The sequence below is a fragment of the Rhizobium sp. WSM1274 genome, assembly GCF_025200775.1.
Classification (GTDB): domain Bacteria; phylum Pseudomonadota; class Alphaproteobacteria; order Rhizobiales; family Rhizobiaceae; genus Rhizobium; species Rhizobium leguminosarum_I.
The window spans coordinates 3972518-3996528 of sequence record NZ_CP104138.1; the positions used below are offsets into that span (position 1 = coordinate 3972518).

Below are 24011 nucleotides of genomic sequence, written 5' to 3' on the forward strand. Positions count from 1 at the left end.
GAATATCATCTCCTCCCTGCATAATCGTCCGGGCAATCCGCCCTGCATGATCATCCCGCATGATCGGCGCGGAGCCTGAAGCTTCCCCGCGAGATGCGGGGAAGCATTGTCATCACACCTGGTCTCAGCGGGCGTCGTCGATCGCCTGGACGAGCTGCTTGACGGCTTCGTCGGAGGTCTTGATCTGGCCGTGGACGAACTTCGAGACGACATCCTTGTAGGCATTGGCAATCGCCGGCGGGGCGCCGTAGCCTTGCGCCAGCGAGCCGAACAGCGTGCCGCCCTCGTTGGCTGCCTTCAGATCGGCGATGCCCTTCTTGCCGCAAGCGTCGAAGTCGGTATCGGGAACGTCGGTACGAGCCGGTACCGAACCCTTGACGACGTTGAAGGCCGACTGGAAGCTCTTCGACAGCGTTGCCTTCGCCAGCGCCACCTGCGCCGCCTTGCGGTCGTCGGGAACGTTGAACATGCCGAACATGTCGGAGTTGTAGACCACGCTGCCGTCGGTGCCGGGGAAGCGGTAGCACAGGAAGTCGGTGTTAGGCGTCTTCTTGGCGGCGACGAATTCGCCCTTGGCCCAGTCGCCCATCACCTGCACCAGCGCATCACCCTTGATGACCATGGCGGTCGCCAGGTTCCAGTCGCGGCCCGAGAAGTTCGGGTCGACATATTTGATGATCGTCGCGAGGTTATCGAACGACTTCTTCATCGTGTCGGACTTCAGCGATTCCTCGTCGAGGTCGTTGAAGGCCTTCTTGTAGAACTCCGGACCGCCGGTCGACAGCACGATGGAATCGAACATCGTCGCCTCCTGCCAGTTCTGGCCGCCAAGCGCCAGCGGGATGACGCCGGCGGCCTTGGCCTTGTCGAGCAGTGCGATCAGCTCGTCGAAGGTCTTCGGCTGGGTGCCGCCGATCTTGTCCATGACAGCCTTGTTGATCCACAGCCAGTTGACCGAATGGACGTTGACCGGCGCTGCAACCCACTTGCCGTCATAGACCGAGAACTTCTGCAGGGCTGCCGGAACCGACTTGTCCCACCCTTCCTTCTTCGCCGTCTCCGTCAGATCGCCCATGACGCCGGCCTGGGCATAATCGAGCACGGTATAGCCGAGCATCTGCGAGGCCGTCGGATAGGTGCCGGCCGCCACCATCGCCTTCAGCGCCGTCATCGCCGCATCGCCGCCACCACCGGCAACCGGCACGTCCTTCCAGGCATACCCTTCCTTCGAAAGATCCTGCTTCAGAACGTTCAGCGCCGCTGCCTCGCCACCCGACGTCCACCAGTGCAGCATCTGGACTTCCTTGACATCGGCGGCGTGGGCCGCACTGAGGCCAGCCATCATCACGACAGCAACAGCTGCCGAGCTCAAAAACTTGCGCATGAATTCCTCCCGTTTGCAAATCGGCGGCGGGACCTCCCTGCCGCCCGATGCCTCCCGCTCTTGCAGCGGTCAGCATACGGCCGCACTCCTCCGCGCGGTTGCTAATTTAAAACGTTATAAGTCACTGGCCGTCAAGCCCTCTCTCGACAGTCGAGAAAAATATGGCTATTTCGCCATTATATTGAATTTGCTGCGAATTATATTCGTGACCAACAAAACGTTAAAATTTAAAACGTTTTCATTCGTCGATTGCGTGCGGGAATCGTCGTGTTATTGTGTCGGCAAATCCAGCATGGAAAACCAAGGGTGACCGAACCGTCCCGACCGCAGCGCGGCGAAAATCTCGATATCACGCATAAGCGCGGCAAGCCGACCTTGCGAACGATCGCCACGATCGCCGGCCTTGCGGTGACGACGGTGTCACGGGCGCTTTCCGATGCGCCGCAGATTTCGCTCGAGACCCGTCAACGGGTGCACCGCATCGCCCGCGAGATCGGCTACCTCCCCGACCGCGCCGCGCAACGTCTGAAGACCGGCCGCACCAACGTCATCGCCATCTTGCTCGATTCGCACGAGGAAGTGGTCGGTTTCAGTACCTCGATCATGTACGGCATCGCCAAGGCGCTGAAGGAGACCTCCTACCATCTTGTCGTCGCCCCGAACTTCCTGTTGACGACCGATATCGAGGCCGCCGAATACATCATCCGCAACCATCTCGCCGACGGGCTGATCTTCACGCGCACCGAACCGCTCGATGCCCGCGTCCGCCTGCTGCTCGAAACCGGCTTTCCCTTTGTCTGCCACGGCCGCACCGAATTTTCGACGCCGCACCCCTATGTCGACTACGACAATTTCACTTTTGCCTATGAGGCGGCGCGCCGGCTGATCGCCAAGGGCCGCAAAAAGGTAATGTTGATCCTGCCGCCAAAACGGCTGACCTTCTGCCAGCATATCCTGCACGGCTTCATGACGGCGGTGCGGGAGGCAGGCATTGCCTATGAAATCCCCGAGGCAGTCGATCTCGATACACCGGCAGACGTGCTGCGCGACTTCATCCGCAGCCGCGCTGATGACCCGGATGCTCCTGATGGTTTCATCTGTCCCGGCGAAGTTTCGGCGCTCGCCGTCATCAGCGGCATGAGCGATGCCGGCCGCATACTCGCCGTCGATTACGATATCGTCGCTAAGGAGACGTCCCGCCTTCTCACCCAGCTGCAGCCGAAGGTCGACACTATCCACGAGGACCTGACGGCGGCCGGCGAGGATCTGGGACGCATGCTGCTGCAGCGCATCAGCAATCCGGACGCCGAGGATCTGCAGCTCCTGCTGCCGCCGCAGATCAACTTTCCGATCGGTTAGGCTACTCGGCTATGGGAGGCGCTAGCACCCCGAAGCCACCGCCGTGAAATCAATGTCATCTCATCGTTTAATGACGCTCACGCTTCAAAACTGTTTCCATGACGCGTGATTTGTCCTAGAAGCACCGCGTAATCCGGTCGCAGCCCACCCGGTCAAAACAAGGGATCCAAAATATGAAAACCATCGTCGTCTGCTCCGGCGGACTGGACTCCGTTTCGCTTGCTCATAAGGTAGCGACGGAAAAACAACTTATCGGTCTCGTCTCCTTCGACTACGGCCAACGGCATCGCAAGGAACTCGACTTCGCCGCCAGATGTGCCTTACGCCTCTCCGTTCCCCATCATATCATCGACATCGCCGGCATCGGCGGCCATCTCAGCGGATCGGCCCTGACAGACAATGTCGAGGTTCCGGATGGCCACTACGCCGAGGAAACCATGAAAGCCACCGTCGTGCCCAACCGCAATGCCATCATGCTGGCAATCGCATTCGGTCTGGCTGCGGCGCAAAAAGCAGATGCCGTTGCCGTCGCCGTGCATGGCGGCGACCACTTCATCTATCCGGACTGCCGGCCTGGCTTCATCGATGCCTTCCAGCGCATGCAGAACGAAGCGCTGGACGGTTATGCCAGCGTGAAACTGCTTGCTCCCTACGTCGATGTTTCCAAAGCCGCGATCGTTGTTGACGGCGAAAAACACGGCACGCCGTTTTCGGAAACCTGGTCCTGCTACAAAGGCGGCGAACTTCACTGTGGGTGCTGCGGAACCTGCGTGGAACGCCGCGAAGCGTTCCATCTTGCCAATGTTCCCGATCCCACGGAGTACGAAGACCCGGACTTTTGGAGAGCGGCCGTGTCGCGATACTCGGCCACGGAGGTGCGTTGATGTACCGCATCACCAAGGAGTTTCATCTCTCCGCCTCCCATCAATTGGATCACCTGCCTGTCGACCATCAATGTGCTCGGCTCCACGGTCACAACTACGTCGTCGTCGTCGAACTGGCTGCGGAAAACCTGAATGATGATGGCTTCGTCCGTGACTATCACGACCTCTCGCCGCTCAAACGCTATATCGACGAAACTTTCGATCATCGTCACCTGAACGATGTCTTCGGCCATTCGAAAGTTACCTCCGAATTTCTGGCAAGGCACTTTTACGACTGGTGCAAACAGCGCTTCCCGGAGACATCGTCCGTTCGCGTCAGCGAGACCCCTAAAACCTGGGCGGAGTACAGGCCGTGAGCGTGGGGAGCATTCGCGTCAGCGAAATCTTTGGCCCGACCATACAGGGTGAAGGTGCTTTGATCGGGCTGCCGACTGTGTTCGTGAGGACAGGCGGCTGTGACTATCGGTGTTCCTGGTGCGACAGTCTTCACGCGGTCGACAGCGCATTCCGGGATCAATGGATTCCCATGTCCACTGAGGCGATCTGGCATAAAGTCACCGAACTCTCCGGGGGAAAGCCACTGACGGTTTCCCTTTCCGGAGGCAATCCGGCGATTCAGCCCTTAAAGCCGCTGATCGAGCTTGGCCATTCGCAAGGATATCGCTTCGCCCTGGAAACACAGGGAAGCGTAGCCCAGGGCTGGTTTCGCGATCTCGACACCCTGGTCATCAGCCCCAAACCGCCATCAAGCGGAATGCTGACGGATTGGAACCAGGTGGATCATTGTCTTCAACTGGCCGCCGGCGGACCGGAGGTCGCATTGAAGATCGTTGTCTTCGATGAAACCGACTACGAATTCGCCCAACAGGCGGGGCAGCGCTATCCCCAAATTCCCTTGTTCCTTCAGCCCGGCAATCATACGCCGCCGCCGCCCGATGACGATGACGCGCGCGTTGATATCGACGGCGTGATGGATCGGATGCACTGGCTTGTCGATAAGGTGACGGCCGACCAATGGTTTGCGGTACGCGTACTGCCCCAATTGCACGTGCTGCTCTGGGGAAACAAGCGAGGCGTATGAGCCTGCCTGCACTGAAACTATGCGGCAACACGCTCCGGAAAGGCGAAAACATCGACGGGCTCTCCAAGCCCGCGCAGCGGGAAAGTGCCGAGGCTATCCATGTCCTTCGCGCAGCCCGCCATTTCGACGAAGGCCCGCGATAAGAGTACTGGACGCTTGACCTCCTTGGTCAAGGTTTCCAGCCGAGAGGCGACATTGACCGCCGGGCCGATCACGGTGAAATCCAGCCGCCGGCGCGAGCCGATATTGCCATACATGACGTCACCGACATGCACGCCGACGCCGTAGCGCAGCGGTTCGCGTCCGTTGCCCGCATATTGCTGGTTCAATTGCGCCATTAAAGCCTGCCCTTCGCGGATCGCCTGCAGCAGATCGTGACAGGCCGTGTTCTTGCTCAATGGGAAGATCGCCAGCAATCCGTCGCCCATGAACTTCAGGATTTCTCCTCCATACCGCTCGATCGGGTCCGACATGGCGTCGAAATAGTCGTTGAGCAGATGGATGACATCGTCACGCGGCCAGAGATCGGAGATCGCCGTAAAGTCGCGCAGGTCGCAGATCATGATGGCGGCACCGACGGTCGCGCCGCTGCCGCGCGTCGTGACGCCCGACAGGATCTGTTCGCTCGCATGCGGTCCGACATAGGTCTGCAGCAGCGTGCGTGCCATGATGTTCTTCAGCCGGATTTCGCTGACGAGGGTTAATGCCGGCAGCAGATCGCGCAGGAAATCGACATGCTCGCCGGTAAAACCTCCCGGGCGACTGGTGGAAAATGTCGCGACATGCCGTTTGCCGAAAGTATGCTCGAGGGGCCAGGCGATATACTCTGTGAGGCCGTCATCGCGCAGTTCCTGATAGAATGAATCCTCGTCGCCGCTGGCTGTGCCTTCCAGTTGTCTGCGCACCTCCTCCGCACCCTGATGGATCGCGTTGACGGGACTGTTCAGGAACTCCGGCGTATTTTCGACACCATAGGCGAAAGTGTTGATCTTCGCCTCGGCCAGGCCCTCCTTCCAGAGGATGCGGGCGCCGATCCATTGCGGATGGTTCGTCCTGAAATGCAATGTCGCCCGCGCCAACGGCACTCCTGAGGCCAAAAGCTTCTCGCACGTCTCCACCAGGATATTGTCGATGAACCGCTCGCCGCGCGTCTCGTTCACCAGCCAGTCGAGAATCCGTCTTCTGCGGATCGGCCAGACGCCCTCTTCCGCTTCGACAGCAGTCCCGACCTTGTTCAAAATAGACGACATCAAAAACTCCCGCTATGCCGCATCATCGGCGAAGACCGAATTTAGTTTCCGCTGAATGTGGGCGATCAGAGAGCAAATGATAAGAGGCAGACGGCGATCGAGCCTCAGAAATCCCAGTCTTCGTCCTCCGTCGCGACCGCCTTGCCGATGACATAGGAGGAACCGGAGCCGGAGAAGAAGTCGTGGTTCTCGTCGGCATTCGGCGAAAGCGCCGACAGGATCGCCGGATTGACCTTGCAAGCCTCAGCCGGGAACAGCGCCTCATAGCCAAGGTTCATCAGCGCCTTGTTGGCATTGTAGTGCAGGAATTTCTTGACGTCCTCAGTCAGCCCGACGCCGTCATAGAGCGCCTCGGTATATTTCGCCTCGTTGTCATAGAGTTCCAGCAGCAGCTCGAAGGCGAAATCCTTGATCTCCTGCTTCCGCTCGTCGCCGAGCCGCTCCAGCCCGCGCTGGAACTTGTAGCCGATATAATAGCCGTGCACCGCCTCGTCGCGGATGATCAGCCTGATCATGTCGGCCGTGTTGGTCAGCTTGGCGCGGCTCGACCAGTACATCGGCAGGTAGAAGCCGGAATAGAACAGGAAGCTTTCGAGGAAGGCGCTCGCGACCTTCTTCTTCAGCGGATCGCCGGAGCGATACTGCTCCATGATCAGCGCCGATTTCCGCTGCAGGAATTCGTTCTCCTCCGACCAGCGATAGGCATCATCGACATCAGGCGTCGAGCACAGCGTCGAGAAAATCGAGGAATAGGAGCGCGCATGCACCGCTTCCATGAAGGAGACGTTGGAAAGTACCGCCTCCTCGTGCGGGGTGACCGCATCCTCCATCAGCCGGATGGAGCCGACGCCGTTCTGGATCGTGTCGAGCAGCGTCAACCCGGTGAAGACGCGGATGGTCAGCTGCTGCTCGGCCGGCGTCAGCGTTGCCCAGGAGGGAATGTCGTTGGAAAGCGGCACCTTTTCCGGCAGCCAGAAATTGCCGGTGAGCCGGTTCCAGACTTCGAGATCCTTGTCGTCCTCGATGCGATTCCAATTGATGGCGCGCACGCGGGAGGCGGGTTTGATTTGCATGTTCATTAGGTAGTCCCTCTTGAGAAATGTGTCCGGATTTGCCCCTCATCCGCCTGCCGGCACCGTTGCCTGGGTCGAGCCACTGGTCTCGACCCGTCCTACGGACCCCCGCCAGCGGGGCGAAGAGGACATGCCGCGCCCTTTTCCGTCTTTTATTGCCGGTTCGTTGGCAAGCCCCCTCTCCCCGTCAGAACGCTAGGGCATATACATAAGTCGGTGCGACGGATTGACTCGGTTTGCGGGGGTCGGATTCCTTTACTGCGGGCCGTATGATTGTTTTGGCGACGTTTTGATTTGGGAGCGTCGCCGATGGATGTAGGGCATGATTTTTCGTTGGGCCGGTTTGGAGATCGTCGTCTCGATAAAGGGGGGCGGTGCTGCTCCGTCGCATTGTGCTGCGCGAGACGGTTTGCCTTCGCCAGTTGGCCGAGGGCAACCATTCGCAGGAGATCCGGTTCGGGCGTTTTCTCAACAACAGTGCGGTGAGCGTGGAAGAGATCATTGCCGGCTGGAGCCAGGAGACCCGGTCTGCGGTTGAGGGTCGCCACGTGCTGGCGCTGCAGGACACCAGCGAGATCAAGTTTGCGACGACGCCGGACAGCCGGCGGGAATTGGGCAAGATCAAAAAAGGCAATTGCTTTGGCCTTTTGCTGCATCCGATGCTGGCGCTCGATGCCGACACCGGCAGCTGCCTTGGCCTGGTGGGCGGCGGCGGGTCTGGACGCGGGGTAGCGAAGAGCTTACGCCGCATGCCGAGCGGCCGTTGAACGAAAAGGAATCGCGGCGCTGGGTGGAGACGGCAGAGGCGGCCAAACTGGTGCTTTCGCGTGCGGCCCGGGTCACGGCGATCGCCGACCGGGAGGGTGACTTCTTCATCATGTGGGCGCGCCTGCCCGATCGGCGCTTCGATCTTTTGTCGCGCGTCATGCATGACCATGCGCTCATCGACGGTTCCAAACTGCGCCGCGCGGTCGAAACGGTGGCGTTTTGCGATACTCAGACGATTGATCTGCGCGAGCGCGCCGACCGTCCGGCGCGGCAGGCGACGGTGTGCCTGCGCTTCGGCGAAGCGACGATCCGGCGGCCGCAAAACCTGCGCGAGGCCGGCCTGCCCGATGGCGTCAGGCTGAGCTGGGTCGAGATCGTTGAACCGGCCGCCCCCGACGGTGTCGAGCCCTTGCACTGGCTGCTCCTGACCACCCATTGGCTCAGCAGCCCGGCCGATGCCTGGCAGATCGTCGCCTGGTACAAGCAGCGCTGGATGATCGAGCAGTTCTTTCGGGTGATGAAGAACCAAGGCTTCAAGATCGAGGACAGCCAGTTGCATCTGGCGGCACGGCTGGAAAAGCTCGTCGCCATCGCCGCCAAGGCCGCAGCAATCGTCCTCCAGCTCGTCCAAGCCCGCAGCGGCGGCGATCACCAGCCGGCAAGCCTGACCTTCACGGCAGCCGAGATCGATACCCTCGCCGCCCTCGAAAGCCGTTTCAAGGGCACAACCAAGCTGCAGTCCAATCCCCACTCTAAGGCCTCGCTGGCTTGGGCCGCCTGGATCATCGCCAAGCTCGGCGGCTGGAACGGCTACGCCTCGGCCAAGCCGCCGGGCCCAATCACCTTCTTCAACGGCCTCAAATACTTTCGAGCCGTCGCCGATGGATGGGCTTTGCGAGATATGTATATGCCCTAGCGTCAGAACGGGGAGAGGATTAGGGTGAGGGGAAAATGCTCCGGCGCGAAATATCAACTTACAGTGTACAAGACACGCAGCCCTGCACCTCGGTGCCGGACAGCGCCATCTGGCGAAGGCGGATGTAGTAGATCGTCTTGATGCCCTTCTTCCAGGCGTGGATCTGCGCCTTGTTGATGTCGCGCGTCGTTGCCGTATCGCGGAAGAACAAGGTCAGCGACAGGCCCTGGTCGACATGCTGGGTCGCCGCCGCATAGGTGTCGATGATCTTCTCCGGCCCGATCTCATAGGCGTCCTGATAATAGTCGAGATTGTCGTTGGTCATGAACGGCGCCGGATAGTAGACGCGGCCGATCTTGCCCTCCTTGCGGATCTCGATCTTCGAGACGATCGGATGGATCGAGGAGGTCGAGTGGTTGATATAGGAGATCGAGCCCGTCGGCGGCACCGCCTGCAGGTTCTGGTTATAGAGGCCGGAGGCCATCACCGCCGTCTTCAATGCGGCCCAGTCTTCCTGCGTCGGAATGTGAATACCTGAGGTCTCGAACAGCGCCCTCACCGTCTCCGTCGCCGGCTCCCAGAGCCGGTCGGTATATTTGTCGAAATATTCGCCGGAGGCATATTTCGAGTTTTCGAAGCCCTTGAAGCTCGTGCCGCGTTCGACCGCCAAAAGGTTCGAGGCGCGGACTGCGTGATAGGTCACCGTATAGAAATAGATATTGGTGAAATCGATGCCTTCCTCGGAGCCGTAGAAGATGCGTTCGCGGGCGAGGTAACCGTGCAGGTTCATCTGACCGAGGCCGATCGCATGGCTCTCGTCATTGCCCTTCTCGATCGAAGGAACCGAAGAGATGTGGCTCATGTCGGAAACGGCCGTCAGCGCCCGGATCGAGGTTTCGATCGTCTTGCCGAAATCGGCCGAATCCATTGCCGCGGCAATATTCAGCGAGCCGAGATTGCAGGAAATATCCTTGCCGAGATGTTTGTAGGAGAGGTCGTCATGATATTCGCTAGCCTCGCTCACCTGCAGGATCTCCGAGCAGAGATTGCTCATCGAGATGCGCCCGGCGATCGGGTTCGTCCGGTTCACTGTGTCCTCGAACATGAGGTAGGGATAGCCGCTCTCGAACTGGATTTCGGCAAGCACCTGGAAGAATTCGCGCGCCTTGATCTTCTTCTTGGAGATGCGGACGTCGTCCGCCATCTCGCGGTACTTTTCCGTTACCGAAATCTCGGTGAAGGGCACACCATAGACGCGCTCTACGTCATAGGGCGAGAACAGGTACATGTCCTCGTTGTTCCTCGCCAGTTCGAAGGTGATGTCGGGCACGACGACGCCGAGCGACAGCGTCTTGATGCGGATCTTCTCGTCGGCATTTTCGCGCTTGGTATCGAGGAAGCGCATGATATCGGGGTGGTGGGCATTGAGATAGACGGCCCCCGCCCCCTGCCGCGCGCCGAGCTGGTTGGCATAGGAGAAACTGTCTTCGAGCAGCTTCATCACCGGGATGATGCCCGACGACTGGTTCTCGATATGCTTGATCGGCGCGCCCGCCTCACGGATATTCGTCAGCGACAGCGCCACGCCGCCGCCGCGCTTCGACAGCTGCAGCGCCGAATTGATCGACCGGCCGATCGATTCCATATTGTCCTCGACGCGCAGCAGGAAGCAGGAAACCAGTTCGCCGCGCTGCTTCTTGCCGGCATTGAGGAAGGTCGGCGTCGCCGGCTGGAAACGGCCGGAGATGATCTCCTCGACCATGTCGCGGGCAAGCCCCTCGTCGCCGCGCGCCAAGGCCAGCGCCACCATGCAGATGCGATCCTCGTAGCGCTCGAGATAGCGCTTTCCGTCGAAGGTCTTCAGCGTATAGCTGGTGTAGTATTTGAAGGCGCCGAGGAAGGTCGGGAAACGGAACTTCTTGGCATAGGCCTGATCGAACAGATCCCGCACGAAATTGAAGGAATACTGGTCGAGAACCTCCTGCTCGTAATAGTCCTCGGTCACGAGGTAATCGAGCTTTTCCCGGAAATTGTGAAAGAACACCGTGTTCTGGTTCACATGCTGCAGGAAATACTGCTTGGCCGCCATTCGATCCTTGTCGAGCTGGATCCGCCCCTCATCGTCATAGAGGTTCAGCATCGCATTCAGCGCGTGATAGTCGAGCGTTTCGGCTGCCTTCATCGGCCTTTCCCCGGCAGGATGAGCAACAGTGTGATGCGGTTTTGCGCCCGCATCCCGCGTCAGGGTTGTTCCCGTATCCAAAATCGTTCCATTCCGTGTTTGACCTTGGCGACGTCGTCTTCGGTGCCCATGAGCTCGAACCTGTAGAGATACGGCACCTGGCATTTATGCGAGACCACGTCGCCGGCGAGCCCGTATGTCTCGCCGAAATTGCTGTTGCCCGCGGCAATCACACCGCGGATGTGTCCTCGGTTTTCCGCATCGTTGAGGAAACGGATCACCTGCTTGGGAACGGCACCCTTGCCGCCGCCGCTATAGGTCGGCACGACAAGCACGAAAGGTTCGCGGATATGGAACGCCTCAGCGCCACCTGACGGAATGCGCGCCGCGCGTAGTCCGAGCTTGGCGACGAACCGATGGGTGTTCTCGGATCGGCTGGAATAATAAACGATCAGGCCCATCGCTTTTCTCGATCAGGAGAGCGCGCTGATCATGTCGGGGCGGAAGCCGGCCCAATGCTGCTCACCGGCGATGACGACAGGCGCCTGCATGTAGCCAAGGCTGCGGACCCGATCGAGCGCTTCGGCATCCCGCGAGATATCGACGATGTCATAATCGACGCCCAGGCGGTCGAGGGCACGGTAGGTGGCGGTGCACTGGACGCAGGCAGGCCTGCTGTAGACGGTGATGGTCATGATATTCCTCGTGAAGACGCGATTGGGACGCAGGACATTGATCGGAAATCTGCCGATATCCGTCGAAAAATCTCTGGTGATTTGAGCTATGCGGCTGTTTAGCCGCTGGGCATACTCCGCCCTCTACCTCTAGCGGGTGGCGGTCTGAACTGAGATACTGACATGACTTCACCCCGAAGTGGCTCAATACGAAGGTTTCGGGGGCGGAGGCTCGGGCCTGCGAAACGCGATGCGGAGATTCCCCGCAGCAACGCAACGCGACCTTCCGGACACCCCGCCCGTGGACGTTTCGTTCGAGGCAGGTCTCCTGGCTCACGGGTCAAAGCGCCTGCCCCAGCCTTCCCGGAGCATCATGCTCCAGTGACCTGAAATCGGACAGTTGCTCGCCGCTTACAGTTGCGGGGGCAGCTCCGGCATTGCCGCGCCATGATGGCGAAGCGCACCGTATTCCCGTCTTAGCCGCCGATCCTCACGAATCGACGGAACCTCGAACACTAGATATGGTACTCGAATCGCTGATGACGTCAACAAGTTGTTGTGGCGACGCAGCAATGGCGGCAATGAATCGCCGCGCCTGTGTATGATGTGGATAACGAAGCGTTAACGGAAAAGCGCTGTTTAGAACCCGTCAGAAAAGAGCCGGCAGAAGCCGGCTCCCCGAAGGTTCACATCTTTATCCGAAGCAGCCGCAACGCGTTGATCGTCACCAGCACGGTGGCGCCGGTATCGGCGAGGATCGCCGGCCAGAGCCCGGTGATACCGGCGATCGTCGTCACCAGGAACACCGCCTTCAGCGCGAGTGCGATGGTGATATTCTGCAGGATGTTGCGCATCGTGCGTTTGGAAAGTTCGATCATCCGCGCCACGTCGCCGACGCGTCCGTGCAGCACGGCGGCATCCGCCGTCTCGAGCGCCACATCGGTGCCGCCGCCCATAGCAATGCCGATATCGGCAGCAGCCAGCGCCGGAGCATCGTTGATGCCGTCGCCGACCTTGGCGACGATGAAGCCCTGGTGCTTCAATTCGCCGACGACCCGCTGCTTGTCCTCAGGCATCATCTCGCCGCGCCAGTCTGTGCCGAGCATGCCGGCAACGGCTGCCGCCGTCCGCTTGTTGTCGCCCGTCAACATCATCGCCTTGACGCCTGCTGATTTGAGGGCAGCGAGCCCGGCCTCGGCATCCTCGCGCGGCTCGTCGCGCATGGCGATCAAACCCGCCGCAACACCGTTGACGAGCAGCACCGACAGGCTCTTGCCCTCGTCGTTCAGCGCCGCGATGCGTGCATCCTGTTCAGCACTGAGCGCCCCGCGCTCACGGGCGGCGGGCGGCGACAGCAGGTCCAGCGTCTCGCCGCCGACTTTGCCGCTGACGCCCTTGCCCGGCAGCGCTTCCAGCTCGAAGGCCGGCGGCACGGGAACGCCGACTGACTTGGCGCGGTTGAGGATCGCCAGCGCCAGCGGATGGCTGGAGCCTTGCTCCAGCACCGCCGCGCGCGACAGCACCTGCGCCTCGCTCAATCCGAAGGAGATGATATCGGTGACCTGAGGCCTGCCATCCGTCAGCGTGCCTGTCTTATCGAAGGCGACCATCGTCACCTTGCCGAGCGTTTCCAGCACCGCGCCGCCCTTCATCAACAGCCCGCGCCGCGCACCTGATGAAAGCGAGGCGGCGATTGCCGCCGGCGTCGAAATGACGAGTGCGCAGGGGCAGCCGATCAAGAGGATCGCAAGGCCCTTATAGACCCATTCGCCCCACGGGCCGGCAAACAGCAGCGGCGGAACGACCGCGACCAGTGCTGCAACCACGACCACGCCGGGCGTGTAATAGCGCGAAAACCGATCGATGAAGCGTTCGGTCGGCGCCTTCGATTCCTGCGCTTCCTCCACCAGCTTGACGACACGGGCGATGGTGTTGTCGGCGGCCGCCGCCGTGACGCGAACCCTCAGCACCGCATCGCCATTGACCGTGCCGGCAAAAACGACGGCATCGACGCCCTTGCGCACCGGCGTGCTCTCGCCCGTCACCGGCGCCTCGTCGATTGCACTCTCGCCTGAGATGATGATGCCGTCCGCAGAGATACGGTCGCCAGGACGAACCATGATAGTCGCGCCGACCGAAAGGCTTTCTGCCGGCACTTCCCGCGTCTGCCCATTGTCTTCGAGCAGCGCATTCTTCGGCACCAGACCCGCCAACGACTGGATGCTTTCGCGCGCCTTGCCGGCCGCCACCCCTTCCAGCATCTCGCCGACGAGGAACAGGAATACGACGGTTGCCGCCTCTTCGCCGGCATTGATGATGACGGCGCCGACGGCGGCAATCGTCATCAGCATCTCGATCGAGAACGGTGTACCTGATAGGGCGGCAATGATAGCGCGCCGCGCGATCGGCACCAGCCCGACCAGCATGGCGACGATGAAGGCATAGGACGCAATCGCCGGCACAAGATGGCCGACGGTGTAGGCGGCAACGAGTGCGGCACCGGAAAGGATGGTCAGCCGGCCCTTCCGGCTCTGCCACCAGAGTCCCGCCATCGGCGCGTGGTCATTCCCGTGCAGCCCCTCGATTTCCTTCTCGCCATGATCGTGAGGGTGGTCGTGGTCATGACTTGCATGATCATGGTCATGGCCCGCGTGATCGCCGCAGTCATGTCCATGGTCGTGACGATGCTGCGAGCCCTGGGTGCGCGCAGGCGCAGCGCTTCCAGCAAGCGGCGCGACGGAATAGCCGAGCCCCGTCACCTTCCTCTCGATCACCTTGAGATCGCTGCTGCCATCGTGCCGGACGGTCATCGTGCCCGCCATCACCGAGACGGAAACATCGGCGACACCCGCCACGCGTCTGACCGCCGTATCGATCTTGGTTGCGCAGCCGGCGCAATCCATGCCGCCAACCCGGTATCGTGTCTCGCTCTCAGCCATCATCCGCTTCCTTGTCAAACAGAAGCATCCCTCCTACATCCTCTAGCGACTAGAGGTGCAAGAGGAAAATCATGAAAAAGATCACCATTGGTGAAGCTGCTCGCCAAAGCGGCGTCAAGGTGCCGACGGTCCGTTATTATGAGAGCATCGGCCTGCTCGCGGCGCCGAGCCGCAGCGAGGGCAACCAGCGCTCCTTCGAGCCCGCCGATATCAGCCGCCTCGCCTTCATCCGCCACGCCCGCGAACTCGGCTTCGAGATCGAGGCGATCCGCACGCTGCTCACCCTGCAGGATGATCCGTACCAGTCCTGCGCCTCGGCCGACGCCATCGCCAAGGCGCGTCTCATCGAAGTCGAGCAGCGCATCCGCAGCCTGATGGCGCTGAAGGCCGAGCTGGAAACCATGGTGGAAGGCTGCGGCCACGGCCGCGTCGACCAATGCCGAGTCATCGAGGTGCTCGCCGACCACGGCCAGTGCACACATCCGCACCACTGACCGCTGCCCTTGCAGGCGGTCCGCGCCCGCGCCAAAACTGAATGCAGACAGAATCGGGCGAAGACATCCATGAACCAGAAACGGATTGCGATCATCGGCGGCGGCCCGGCGGGTCTCGCGGCTGCCGAACTGTTGTCCCGTTCCGGTCACGCGGTAACGGTCTACGACGCCATGCCGACCTTCGCCCGCAAGTTCCTCTTGGCCGGCAAGTCGGGTCTCAACATCACCCATTCCGAGGATTACGCCCGTTTCACCACGCGCTTCGGCGCGGCTTCCGCCCATCTGCGCCCCGCTCTTGATGCCTTTACCCCTGATGATATCAGGGATTGGGCAGCAGGGCTCGGGACCGAGACCTTCGTCGGCTCGTCCGGCCGGGTGTTCCCGAAGGTGATGAAGGCCTCGCCTTTGCTGCGCGCCTGGCTCAGGCGACTGGAGGCGCAGGGCACTACGCTGCGCACCCGCCACCGCTGGACCGGTTTTGCCGAAGATGGTTATGCTTTCGAAACGCTCGAAGGGCGCAGCATCGTCCATTGCGACGCAGCCCTGTTGGCGCTCGGCGGCGCAAGCTGGCCGCGTCTCGGCTCCGATGCAAGCTGGCTGACTCGGCTATCGGAGAGAGGCGTCGAGATCGAACCCTTTAAACCCGCCAATTGCGGCTTCGCCGTTGGCTGGAGCGGTAGCTTCAGCGAGCGTTTCGCCGGCGAGCCGGTAAAGTCGGTCACCGCAACATCCGAGGCCGGCACATTTCCCGGCGAATTCGTCATCACCGGGAGCGGCATCGAGGGCAGCCTGATCTATGCCCACACCGCCAGCCTCCGCGACCGGCTGCTGAACCACGGCAGCGCTGCCCTGACCCTCGACCTCGCACCCGGCCGCACCACCGAGAGGCTGAGCCGCGACCTTGCGCGGCAGGATGCCAAATCGAGCTTTTCAAACCGCCTGCGCAAGGGTGCCGGCCTCGACGGCGTCAAGGCGGCGCTGCTGCGCGAACTCGCTCCCGAGCGCGACCGAGCCGATCCGGAGCGTCTCGCCGGCATGATCAAGGCGCTGCCGGTGCCGGTGATCGAGACCCGGCCAATCGGCGAGGCGATCTCCTCGGCCGGTGGCATCCGCTGGAGCAGCATCGACGACAGCTACATGTTGAAGGCGCTGCCGGGCACCTTCGTCGCCGGTGAGATGCTCGACTGGGAAGCGCCGACCGGCGGCTATCTCCTCACCGCCTGCCTGGCGACCGGCCGGGCGGCAGCGCGCGGCATAGAGGCCTGGTTGCAGCGCAGAGCATGATGCCGAGAAGTGTGATCGGTTTTCGGACGACATCATGCTCCAGCTCTTAATTTAGAACAGGATTCAGATTTTAGGCCGACCCGGCCTAAAATCATCCTGTTCTAGCCGCAGGCAGTCGTCTGCATCGGACAAGGCCATCTCTCGGTCAGGCCGAGGCGGGACGGAATGTCATGGCGAGCCCATTCATGCAGTAGCGAAGCCCGGTTGGCTTCGGGCCGTCATCGAAGACATGGCCGAGATGCCCGCCGCAGCGGCTGCAGTGCACGGCGTTGCGCACCATGCCGAAAGTCGTGTCGCTCGTGGTGCCGACGGCTTTTTCGAGCGGCGCCCAGAAGCTCGGCCAGCCGGTGCCGCTGTCGAATTTGGTGGTCGAGGAAAAGAGGTCCTGGTCGCAGCCGGCGCAGGCGAAATTGCCCTTTCGCTCCTCATGCAGCAAGGCACTGGTGAAGGGCTGTTCCGTCCCCGCCCGGCGCAGGATGACATATTGATCCGGCGTCAGCAGCTTGCGCCATTCCTCGTCGGTGTGCGTCACCGCAAACGTCTCGGCGGCGATCGCCTTGCCGGCCGGGCCCAGGCGAACCGCAAACGCCCCAAAAGCGGCGCCCATCAGCAACAATCGTCTATTCAGCATGGTCGGATCTCCTCATCTCGCAAACCTTCTACCGTACAGAACTACGAGAGAGAGGCGTCATTTGTTACGCCATGGCCGCCCAAACACCGAAATGTGATCTCCGCCACTTTCGTCAGGAAGAGCCGCATGCTGACGACCGCCAGTACCGGCCGATTGCAAACCAGCCGCTTTTCCATCAGAATGTGCTGAACTTCGGTGGGAGGAGCCGATGCACGAACACTCTGCGCACGCCGAGCACGTCTACACGTCTGCCCAGCGCGATTCTGCGGCAGCCAGTTCTCCTGTAGTCGCCTCATGGCGGCGGTGCATGACCATGCACCAGCTCGCCCCCGAGGACCAGCGGGCTCCACTGCGCCTCACCGACCAGGAATTCCGCCGTGCGCGCGAGCAGTCCGAACAGCTGATCGCCAGCGCGACGGAAGAGCTCGATCGTCTCTTTACCACCGTTGGCAGGGCGGGCTGCTGCCTGCTTCTGACCGACAAGAACGGCATCGCGCTGGAGCGCCGGGGGGCTGCCGGCGACGACAAGGAATTCCGTGAACTCGGCCTGTGGACCGGCTCGGTCTGGACCGAGGCCAGCATCGGCACCAACGGCATCGGCACTGCACTTGCCGACGAGCGTGCCGTCGCCATCTTCCGCGATCAGCATTTTTTCTGCTCGAATACCAGCCTCAGCTGCACGACGGCACCAATCCGCGATCATCGTGGCCGAGTGGCAGCAGCCCTCGACATCTCCACATGCCGCGACGACGTCAACGAGATGACGCTGGCAATCCTGACGCAGACCGTGCGCGATGCGGCGATGCGCATCGAGCTCAACCTTTTCCGCTCGGCCTTTGCCGGCGCGCGTTTCCTGATGGTCCCGGCAGGCGCCAATTCCGCCGCCGCTCTGCTTGCCGTCGACAGGCATGATCTGGTGCTCGGCGCAACGCGCGCTGCCCGCATCGCACTGCAGTTGGACGACAAGCGCATCGCCGCCGGCATTCCTGCCGCCGATGCCCTGCACGAGGCTGGCGTCTCCCAGCAGGACGAGATCGTCGAGGCGGAAAAGGCGGCACTGCTACGGGCACTGTCGCGCGCCGGCGGCAATGTCTCGCAGGCGGCGATCGCGCTTGGCATCAGCCGCGCCACGCTGCACAGGAAGATGAAGAAGCTCGATCTCCACTGATCAGGGTAAAGGTTCCGCTCCTGAAGCAATCTTGACGCGACGCTGTCGCAGGTCTGCGACACTGTGCAGTGCGGTATGGAAGACCCGCCCTATTCCCTCCGCCAAAATATGCACATTTTCCTCCCACTGGTTCGCTTGGGAACCTGGATCATCAAGGGAGGATGACATGCTTCATCAGAAAATCGTCGAGTCGCCGTTCAAACTGAAATACGGCAACTATATCGGCGGCGAATGGCGCGAGCCGGTCGAGGGGAAATACTTCGAAAACCTGACGCCCGTTACCGGCGGCAAGCTCTGCGACATTCCCCGCTCCAATGAAAAGGACATTAATCTCGCGCTCGACGCCGCCCATGCGGCTAAGGAAAAATGGGGCCGCACCTCCGCTGCCGAGCGCTCCAATATCCTCATGAAGATCGCCCAGCGCATGGAAGACAAGCTGGAATTGCTCGCCCAGGCCGAGACCTGGGACAACGGCAAACCGATCCGCGAAACCATGGCGGCCGACATTCCGCTGGCGATCGACCACTTCCGCTACTTCGCCTCCTGCATTCGCGCCCAGGAAGGCTCGATCGGCGAGATCGACCACGATACCGTGGCCTATCACTTCCATGAGCCGCTCGGCGTCGTCGGCCAGATCATTCCGTGGAACTTCCCGATCCTGATGGCCACCTGGAAGCTGGCACCTGCGCTTGCCGCCGGCAACTGCGTCGTGCTGAAGCCCGCCGAACAGACACCGGCCTCGATCCTGCTCTGGGCCGAACTCGTCGGCGATCTCCTGCCGCCCGGCGTGCTCAACATCGTCAACGGTTTCGGCCTCGAAGCCGGCAAGCCGCTGGCGACCAGCCAGCGCGTCGCCAAGATCGCCTTCACCGGCGAGACGACGACAGGCCGGTTGATCATGCAATATGCCAGCCAGAACCTCATTCCGGTGACGCTGGAACTCGGCGGCAAATCGCCGAACATCTTCTTCGCCGATGTGATGGCCGAAGACGACGACTTCCTCGACAAGGCGCTCGAAGGCTTTGCGATGTTTGCCCTCAACCAGGGCGAAGTCTGCACCTGCCCGAGCCGCGCCCTCGTCCAGGAATCGATCTACGACCGCTTCATGGAAAAGGCCGTCAAACGCGTCGAGGCGATCAAGCAGGGCAACCCGCTCGACACCGCAACAATGATCGGCGCCCAGGCCTCGACGGAGCAGCTGGAAAAGATCCTCGCCTATCTCGATATCGGCAAGCAGGAAGGCGCGGAAGTGCTGACCGGCGGCTCGCGCAACGATCTCGGCGGCGAGTTGGCGAATGGCTATTACGTCAAGCCGACGATCTTCAAGGGTCACAACAAGATGCGTGTGTTCCAGGAAGAAATCTTCGGACCGGTTGTTTCGGTCACGACCTTCAAGAACGAGAAGGAAGCGCTCGAAATCGCCAACGACACGCTCTACGGTCTCGGCGCCGGTGTCTGGAGCCGCGATGCCAATCGCTGCTACCGCTTCGGCCGGGAGATTCAGGCCGGCCGGGTCTGGACCAACTGCTATCACGCCTACCCAGCCCATGCCGCCTTCGGCGGCTACAAGCAGTCGGGCATCGGCCGTGAAACCCACAAGATGATGCTCGACCACTACCAGCAGACCAAGAACATGCTGGTGAGCTACAGCCCGAAGGCACTCGGCTTCTTCTGAGGGCAGCCAATGGTGTTATGATGAAAAGCCTTCTCCCCGACACGGGGGAGAAGGCCTTGTCTTTAGAGCGCCACGCATCCCGCATGACGCTCTAACGCTTTGAATTTGCGTATGATCCTTCCGAAAATCGATCCGATTTTCGGGGTTATGCGCTGAAGGAGCAGCCATGGAACCCACCGTCAACGGCGAACCCCGTGTTCTCGCAACCGACGCCGCCCTCGATTTGATCTTGGAAATCAAGCGGGATCATCCCGATATTCTCTTCCACCAGTCCGGCGGCTGCTGCGACGGCTCCTCGCCGATGTGTTATCCGGCTAACGAATTCATGATCGGCGACAGCGACGTCAAGCTCGGCGAGATCGGCGGCGTGCCGGTCTATATCGGCGCTGGCCAGTTCGAGGCGTGGAAACATACGCAGCTGATCATCGACGTCGTGCCGGGACGCGGCGGCATGTTCTCGCTCGACAATGGCCGCGAGAAACGCTTCCTCACTCGTTCCCGTCTCTTCGGCGGCGGCGAGGCTTGCGCAGTGCCTGATGTGAAGGTCAGGGCGGTCTGATGCCGTCGCCCGTCGGGTGGGAATTTCGCCTGTAGTATTCCTATAGTACCTGCTCGCAGAAGCTCTTTGCTAATCTCCGCCAGTTGGTTTCAAAGGGAGGAAACGATGCCAGCCTCAAAGATCCTGATGATCACGGGTGACTTCACCGAAGATTACGAAACGATGGTGCCGTTCCAGACGCTGCTCGCCTGCGGCTATACCGTCGATGCCGTCTGCCCCGGCAAGAAGGCCGGCGACACCGTCGCGACCGCCATTCATGATTTCGAAGGCGACCAGACTTATTCCGAAAAACGCGGCCATAATTTCGCGCTGAATGCCACCTTCGATAGCGTGCGCGCCGAAGATTACGATGCCCTCGTCATTCCCGGCGGCCGTGCGCCCGAATATCTACGCCTCAACGCCGACGTCATCAAATCCGTCCGGCACTTCTTCGATGCCGGAAAACCGGTTGCCGCCATCTGCCACGGCGCACAGCTGCTTGCCGCTGCCGGTGTGCTGAAGGGCCGAACCTGCTCGGCCTATCCCGCCTGCCGGCCGGAAGTCGAACTTGCCGGCGGCATCTATGCCGACATCGCAATCACCGATGCAGTCTCGGACGGCAATCTGGTCACGGCGCCGGCCTGGCCGGCGCATCCGTCGTGGCTGCGCCAGTTCATGGCCGTGCTCGATGCCGCAGCACTGCTCGAAACCAACGCCGCCTGAGGAGGGCTGCACTGGGGAGGATGATATGTGTGAACTGTTCATCAAGGCGGATGCTCGGCTCTGGGAAAGCACCACCCGGTCGCTGCGCATCGACGGCATGGTCACCAGCGTCAGGCTGGAGAACTTCTTCTGGGCGAAGCTGGAGGAAATCGCGCGGCGCGACGGCATGAATGTCGTCCAGCTGATCACCCGGCTGCATCATGAATCGATCGATGCCGGCCACGATCTCGGCAACTTCACGTCCTTCCTGCGGGTCTGCTGCGCTCGCTATCTCGACCTGCAGCTCACCGGCGACATTCCGGCCGATGTCACCCGTCCGATCGCCGGCCTCGACGCGCCTGTCATCCTCGGCCGAGAACGGGCGAAATATCACTGAAATCAGGTCCGACAGACGATCAAAGACGAACGGCCCGCGGATAACTCCGCGGGCCGTTCCGCAAACATCTGACCTTGTCTTGGGCGGCGGGCTTGCGCTGCCGCGCAGCCTGGATCAACAATGTGCGGCAGCGTCCAGCGCGGGCACGTCAGGAGATCGATTGCCATGAACGAACAGAAAGCCGTGATCGTGACGGGAGCCGGCGGCAACCTCGGCAGCGCCGTTGTCCGCGAGCTTGCCAGCGCCGGCGCAAAACTCGTCTGCATGAACCGTTCGAGCCACGAGTTGGAAGCCTTGGCCGGCGATCTTCCAGCTTCCACCGATTTTCTGTCGATCGCGGGAACAGATCTCACCGATTATGCTTCCTGCGCCGCCGCTGTCGCCCGGGCCGTCAAGCGCTTCGGCGGCGTCAGTGCATTGGTCAACACCGTCGGCGGTTTCCAGATGGGACCGATCGGGCCGGAGGCCCCCGCGCAGTGGGAGACGATGATGACTGCAAACGCCCGCACTGCCCTGACGATCAGCGCCGCGGTTCTCCCGACCATGAAGGCCGCGGGCTACGGCCGCATCGTTCATATCGCCGCCGCACCCGGCCTGAAGGCCGGCGCCAAGCAGGCCGCTTACGCCGCCTCGAAAGCCGCCGTCATCCGGCTGACCGAGGCGATCGCTGCCGAATGCCGCGACGACCGCATCACCGCCAACTGCATCCTGCCTGGGACGATCGACACGCCTGAGAACCGCGCGGCCATGCCCGATGCGAAGACGGACGGCTGGGTATCGCCGCAATCGATCGCCCGCCTCATCGCCTTCCTGATTTCGCCGGCCGCAGCTGTCGTGACCGGCGCGGCAATCCCGGCGACCGGTCGCGAATAATGGAAGACGCGGCGCGAGCAGCAGCCGCAACGCACTACAACCGCCCGCGCCGCGCGTTGGCCGGGCGCCTCGGCTTGCCCTCTGTTTCGGCAGTCCCTTTGTCGGGAACAATGGATGATGAGATAGAGAACCTGCAAGTTTTAGTCAGTGACACACGATCTGGCTTGAGCTTCGGTTCACCTTGAGGCAGCCTCGTCTGCGCCTGCTCATGGGGCGGGCAGGAGACAGTGGGCGGACACAATGGTTTTGATGATCGCATTGCGGCGGCATTTGCCAGAAGGCGGGTGGTTTCGATGACCGACGGTCCGGCATTGCGCGCTGTCGGCGCAAGCAGCCTGATACGCGAGGAATGGTTCCTGGGTGTCAGCGTCGCGACGAGCTTGGCGTTTCTTGTTTTCCAGGAGCAACTCTTCGGGCAGCTTTCCGATCCGCTTTGGTTCACTGTCGTTTTCGCGTGGCTGTTCGCTGCCGTCCTTGGCTCCGCTCTGTCGGTTGTCCGGCACGCGGATCATTTGGCAGAGCGGCTGAAGGAGCCTTACGGCACGCTCATTCTGACGCTTGCCATCACCTCAATCGAGGTGATGGCAATATCAGCCGTCATGCTTCACGGCGAGAACAATCCCACACTTGCGCGCGACACCCTTTTCGCAGTCGTCATGATCATCCTGAACGGCATGGTTGGCCTGTCCTTGCTGCTGGGCGCATGGCGGCGACCGGAACAGCAGCATAACCTGCAGGGCGCCAACGCCTATCTCGGGGTCATCGTACCGCTGGCGACCCTGAGCCTGGTGATGCCGACATTTCTTGCGGGGCCGGAGGGTCAGCATCCATCTGCACCGAGACAACTGATACTGGGTATAATATCGGTCGGCCTTTACGCTACGTTTCTGTTCCTTCAGGCCGGCCGCCATCGCGACTATTTCACCGACGACAGCAACCGTCACGAGCGCATCAGCGAACGTGTCCCTCGTCATGGACGGGTCTGGCTTCATGCCATTCTGCTTTTCGCCCATATGGGTCCTGTCGTCTTTCTCGTCGAACAGCTTGCCCGGCCGATCGATTACATTATCGAAACCCTGCATGCTCCAACCGCATTTGGCGGTGTTGTCATGGCCATCCTCGTCGCGACGCCTGAAGCAGTCAGCGCCGTGCGTGCATCCATCGCCAATAATCTCCAGCGCTCCGTCAACATCTTCCTTGGTTCGGTGCTGTCGACGATCGGGCTGACGGTGCCGGCGATGCTCGTTGTCAGTCAGCTCTACGGACACCCCGTGACACTCGGCCTGGAGCATGGAGATCTGGTGATGCTCCTGCTTACTCTTGCTGTCAGCATCATCACCTTTGCCAGCGGCCGCACGCATCTCATGCAAGGCGCTGTCCATCTGGTGCTTTTCCTGGCTTACGTGCTGCTGATTTTCCAGCAATGAAACCCGCCCGATTGCCGCCGCACAAGATCCGGAAAGTAAAGAGTTCCGCGCTCGGTCAGTCTTCCGCTATGATGACGGGATCTACTGCACAGCTTGCACGCAATCGCGGTGGCTGCAGGACCTACGTGGCCCTCGGGAAACCGTAGCCGCAGCACGGCGTCCGTCGAGGACAAGCTCACAGTTTAATTGTGCACCAGCAGCTATTGCAATTTTTAGCAATGCCGCGACATAATATCGCATGCCCGGAACTTTCGGAGAAGGGTGGTCTCCGCCGAAGCACGCATGGAGACTACAGCGTCGCGCGTCTTTTTC

The 24011-nt window shown here is 61.3% G+C and carries 24 protein-coding genes and 1 riboswitch; of the genes, 16 read left to right on the top strand and 8 right to left on the bottom strand.

What is annotated here, in order from left to right:
- Positions 1–124: 124 nt before the first annotated feature.
- The gene (locus tag N2600_RS19695) at positions 125–1384 is read right to left on the bottom strand and encodes an ABC transporter substrate-binding protein (protein WP_260297171.1); all 1260 of its coding nucleotides are present in this window, start codon (positions 1382–1384) and stop codon (positions 125–127) included.
- Here N2600_RS19695 and N2600_RS19700 point away from each other — a divergent pair.
- From N2600_RS19700 to queE, 5 genes are all read left to right on the top strand, one after another.
- On the top strand, positions 1383–1694 hold the full coding sequence (locus N2600_RS19700; protein WP_260297172.1) for a hypothetical protein: 312 nt from the start codon (positions 1383–1385) through the stop codon (positions 1692–1694). The genes N2600_RS19695 and N2600_RS19700 overlap by 2 nt on opposite strands.
- Positions 1691–2743 (top strand): LacI family DNA-binding transcriptional regulator, encoded by a 1053-nt coding sequence (locus tag N2600_RS19705; RefSeq protein ID WP_260297173.1) that lies wholly within the window; start codon positions 1691–1693, stop codon positions 2741–2743. Before N2600_RS19700 ends, N2600_RS19705 begins: the two co-directional genes overlap by 4 nt.
- Before the next feature lie 173 nt (positions 2744–2916).
- Positions 2917–3627, top strand: a complete 711-nt coding sequence (gene queC / locus N2600_RS19710) for a 7-cyano-7-deazaguanine synthase QueC (protein ID WP_260297174.1) — start codon at positions 2917–2919, stop codon at positions 3625–3627.
- On the top strand, positions 3627–3983 hold the full coding sequence (gene queD / locus N2600_RS19715; protein WP_260056795.1) for a 6-carboxytetrahydropterin synthase QueD: 357 nt from the start codon (positions 3627–3629) through the stop codon (positions 3981–3983). The genes queC and queD overlap by 1 nt, the downstream gene beginning before the upstream one ends.
- The gene (gene queE, locus N2600_RS19720) at positions 3980–4708 is read left to right on the top strand and encodes a 7-carboxy-7-deazaguanine synthase QueE (RefSeq protein WP_260297175.1); all 729 of its coding nucleotides are present in this window, start codon (positions 3980–3982) and stop codon (positions 4706–4708) included. Before queD ends, queE begins: the two co-directional genes overlap by 4 nt.
- Before the next feature lie 17 nt (positions 4709–4725).
- On the opposite strand, the gene N2600_RS19725 is transcribed toward queE, so the two are convergent.
- Both N2600_RS19725 and nrdF read right to left on the bottom strand, forming a co-directional pair.
- The gene (locus N2600_RS19725) at positions 4726–5958 is read right to left on the bottom strand and encodes an adenylate/guanylate cyclase domain-containing protein (RefSeq protein ID WP_260297176.1); all 1233 of its coding nucleotides are present in this window, start codon (positions 5956–5958) and stop codon (positions 4726–4728) included.
- A gap of 104 nt (positions 5959–6062) precedes the next feature.
- The gene (gene nrdF, locus N2600_RS19730; RefSeq protein ID WP_260297178.1) at positions 6063–7037 is read right to left on the bottom strand and encodes a class 1b ribonucleoside-diphosphate reductase subunit beta; all 975 of its coding nucleotides are present in this window, start codon (positions 7035–7037) and stop codon (positions 6063–6065) included.
- A 368-nt stretch (positions 7038–7405) separates the two neighbouring features.
- Here nrdF and N2600_RS19735 point away from each other — a divergent pair, with 368 nt between their 5' ends.
- Entirely contained in the window at positions 7406–7798 is a 393-nt protein-coding gene (locus tag N2600_RS19735; protein WP_260297180.1) for a hypothetical protein, read from the top strand.
- Complete coding sequence (locus N2600_RS19740) at positions 7795–8715, top strand: IS4 family transposase (protein WP_260297181.1); 921 nt, start codon at positions 7795–7797, stop codon at positions 8713–8715. The genes N2600_RS19735 and N2600_RS19740 overlap by 4 nt, the downstream gene beginning before the upstream one ends.
- A 58-nt stretch (positions 8716–8773) precedes the next feature.
- On the opposite strand, the gene nrdE is transcribed toward N2600_RS19740, so the two are convergent.
- The 4 genes from nrdE to N2600_RS19760 form a co-directional block, all read right to left on the bottom strand.
- The gene (gene nrdE / locus N2600_RS19745; RefSeq protein ID WP_260297182.1) at positions 8774–10978 is read right to left on the bottom strand and encodes a class 1b ribonucleoside-diphosphate reductase subunit alpha; all 2205 of its coding nucleotides are present in this window, start codon (positions 10976–10978) and stop codon (positions 8774–8776) included.
- A complete protein-coding gene (gene nrdI, locus N2600_RS19750; RefSeq protein ID WP_260297183.1) occupies positions 10957–11358 on the bottom strand; it encodes a class Ib ribonucleoside-diphosphate reductase assembly flavoprotein NrdI in 402 nt (133 codons plus the stop codon). The genes nrdE and nrdI overlap by 22 nt, the downstream gene beginning before the upstream one ends.
- A gap of 12 nt (positions 11359–11370) precedes the next feature.
- A complete protein-coding gene (gene nrdH / locus N2600_RS19755) occupies positions 11371–11592 on the bottom strand; it encodes a glutaredoxin-like protein NrdH (protein ID WP_260297184.1) in 222 nt (73 codons plus the stop codon).
- A gap of 280 nt (positions 11593–11872) precedes the next feature.
- Positions 11873–12097, bottom strand: a riboswitch (cobalamin riboswitch).
- A gap of 160 nt (positions 12098–12257) precedes the next feature.
- The gene (locus N2600_RS19760; RefSeq protein ID WP_260297185.1) at positions 12258–14510 is read right to left on the bottom strand and encodes a heavy metal translocating P-type ATPase; all 2253 of its coding nucleotides are present in this window, start codon (positions 14508–14510) and stop codon (positions 12258–12260) included.
- 71 nt (positions 14511–14581) lie between these two features.
- Here N2600_RS19760 and N2600_RS19765 point away from each other — a divergent pair, with 71 nt between their 5' ends.
- Entirely contained in the window at positions 14582–15004 is a 423-nt protein-coding gene (locus N2600_RS19765) for a MerR family transcriptional regulator (RefSeq protein ID WP_138334972.1), read from the top strand.
- A gap of 69 nt (positions 15005–15073) precedes the next feature.
- Positions 15074–16288 carry a TIGR03862 family flavoprotein gene (locus N2600_RS19770; protein WP_260297189.1) on the top strand — a complete coding sequence of 405 codons (1215 nt, stop codon included), beginning with the start codon at positions 15074–15076 and terminating at the stop codon, positions 16286–16288.
- Between the two features lie 145 nt (positions 16289–16433).
- Here the strand turns inward: N2600_RS19770 and msrB are convergent, their stop codons facing one another.
- A complete protein-coding gene (gene msrB, locus N2600_RS19775) occupies positions 16434–16919 on the bottom strand; it encodes a peptide-methionine (R)-S-oxide reductase MsrB (RefSeq protein ID WP_260109492.1) in 486 nt (161 codons plus the stop codon).
- Between the two features lie 208 nt (positions 16920–17127).
- Between msrB and N2600_RS19780 the strand changes: the two genes are divergently transcribed.
- From N2600_RS19780 to N2600_RS19810, 7 genes are all read left to right on the top strand, one after another.
- Entirely contained in the window at positions 17128–18087 is a 960-nt protein-coding gene (locus N2600_RS19780) for a helix-turn-helix domain-containing protein (protein ID WP_222310860.1), read from the top strand.
- Between the two features lie 166 nt (positions 18088–18253).
- Complete coding sequence (gene adh / locus N2600_RS19785) at positions 18254–19762, top strand: aldehyde dehydrogenase (protein WP_017968031.1); 1509 nt, start codon at positions 18254–18256, stop codon at positions 19760–19762.
- Between the two features lie 166 nt (positions 19763–19928).
- A complete protein-coding gene (locus N2600_RS19790) occupies positions 19929–20321 on the top strand; it encodes a DUF779 domain-containing protein (protein WP_260297191.1) in 393 nt (130 codons plus the stop codon).
- Between the two features lie 105 nt (positions 20322–20426).
- On the top strand, positions 20427–21023 hold the full coding sequence (locus N2600_RS19795; protein WP_064250232.1) for a DJ-1/PfpI family protein: 597 nt from the start codon (positions 20427–20429) through the stop codon (positions 21021–21023).
- A gap of 25 nt (positions 21024–21048) precedes the next feature.
- Positions 21049–21399 carry a ribbon-helix-helix domain-containing protein gene (locus N2600_RS19800; RefSeq protein ID WP_017968034.1) on the top strand — a complete coding sequence of 117 codons (351 nt, stop codon included), beginning with the start codon at positions 21049–21051 and terminating at the stop codon, positions 21397–21399.
- 165 nt (positions 21400–21564) lie between these two features.
- Entirely contained in the window at positions 21565–22272 is a 708-nt protein-coding gene (locus tag N2600_RS19805) for an SDR family NAD(P)-dependent oxidoreductase (RefSeq protein ID WP_017968035.1), read from the top strand.
- Positions 22273–22565: 293 nt separating this feature from the next.
- On the top strand, positions 22566–23699 hold the full coding sequence (locus N2600_RS19810) for a calcium:proton antiporter (protein ID WP_260297193.1): 1134 nt from the start codon (positions 22566–22568) through the stop codon (positions 23697–23699).
- Positions 23700–24011 lie beyond the last annotated feature (312 nt).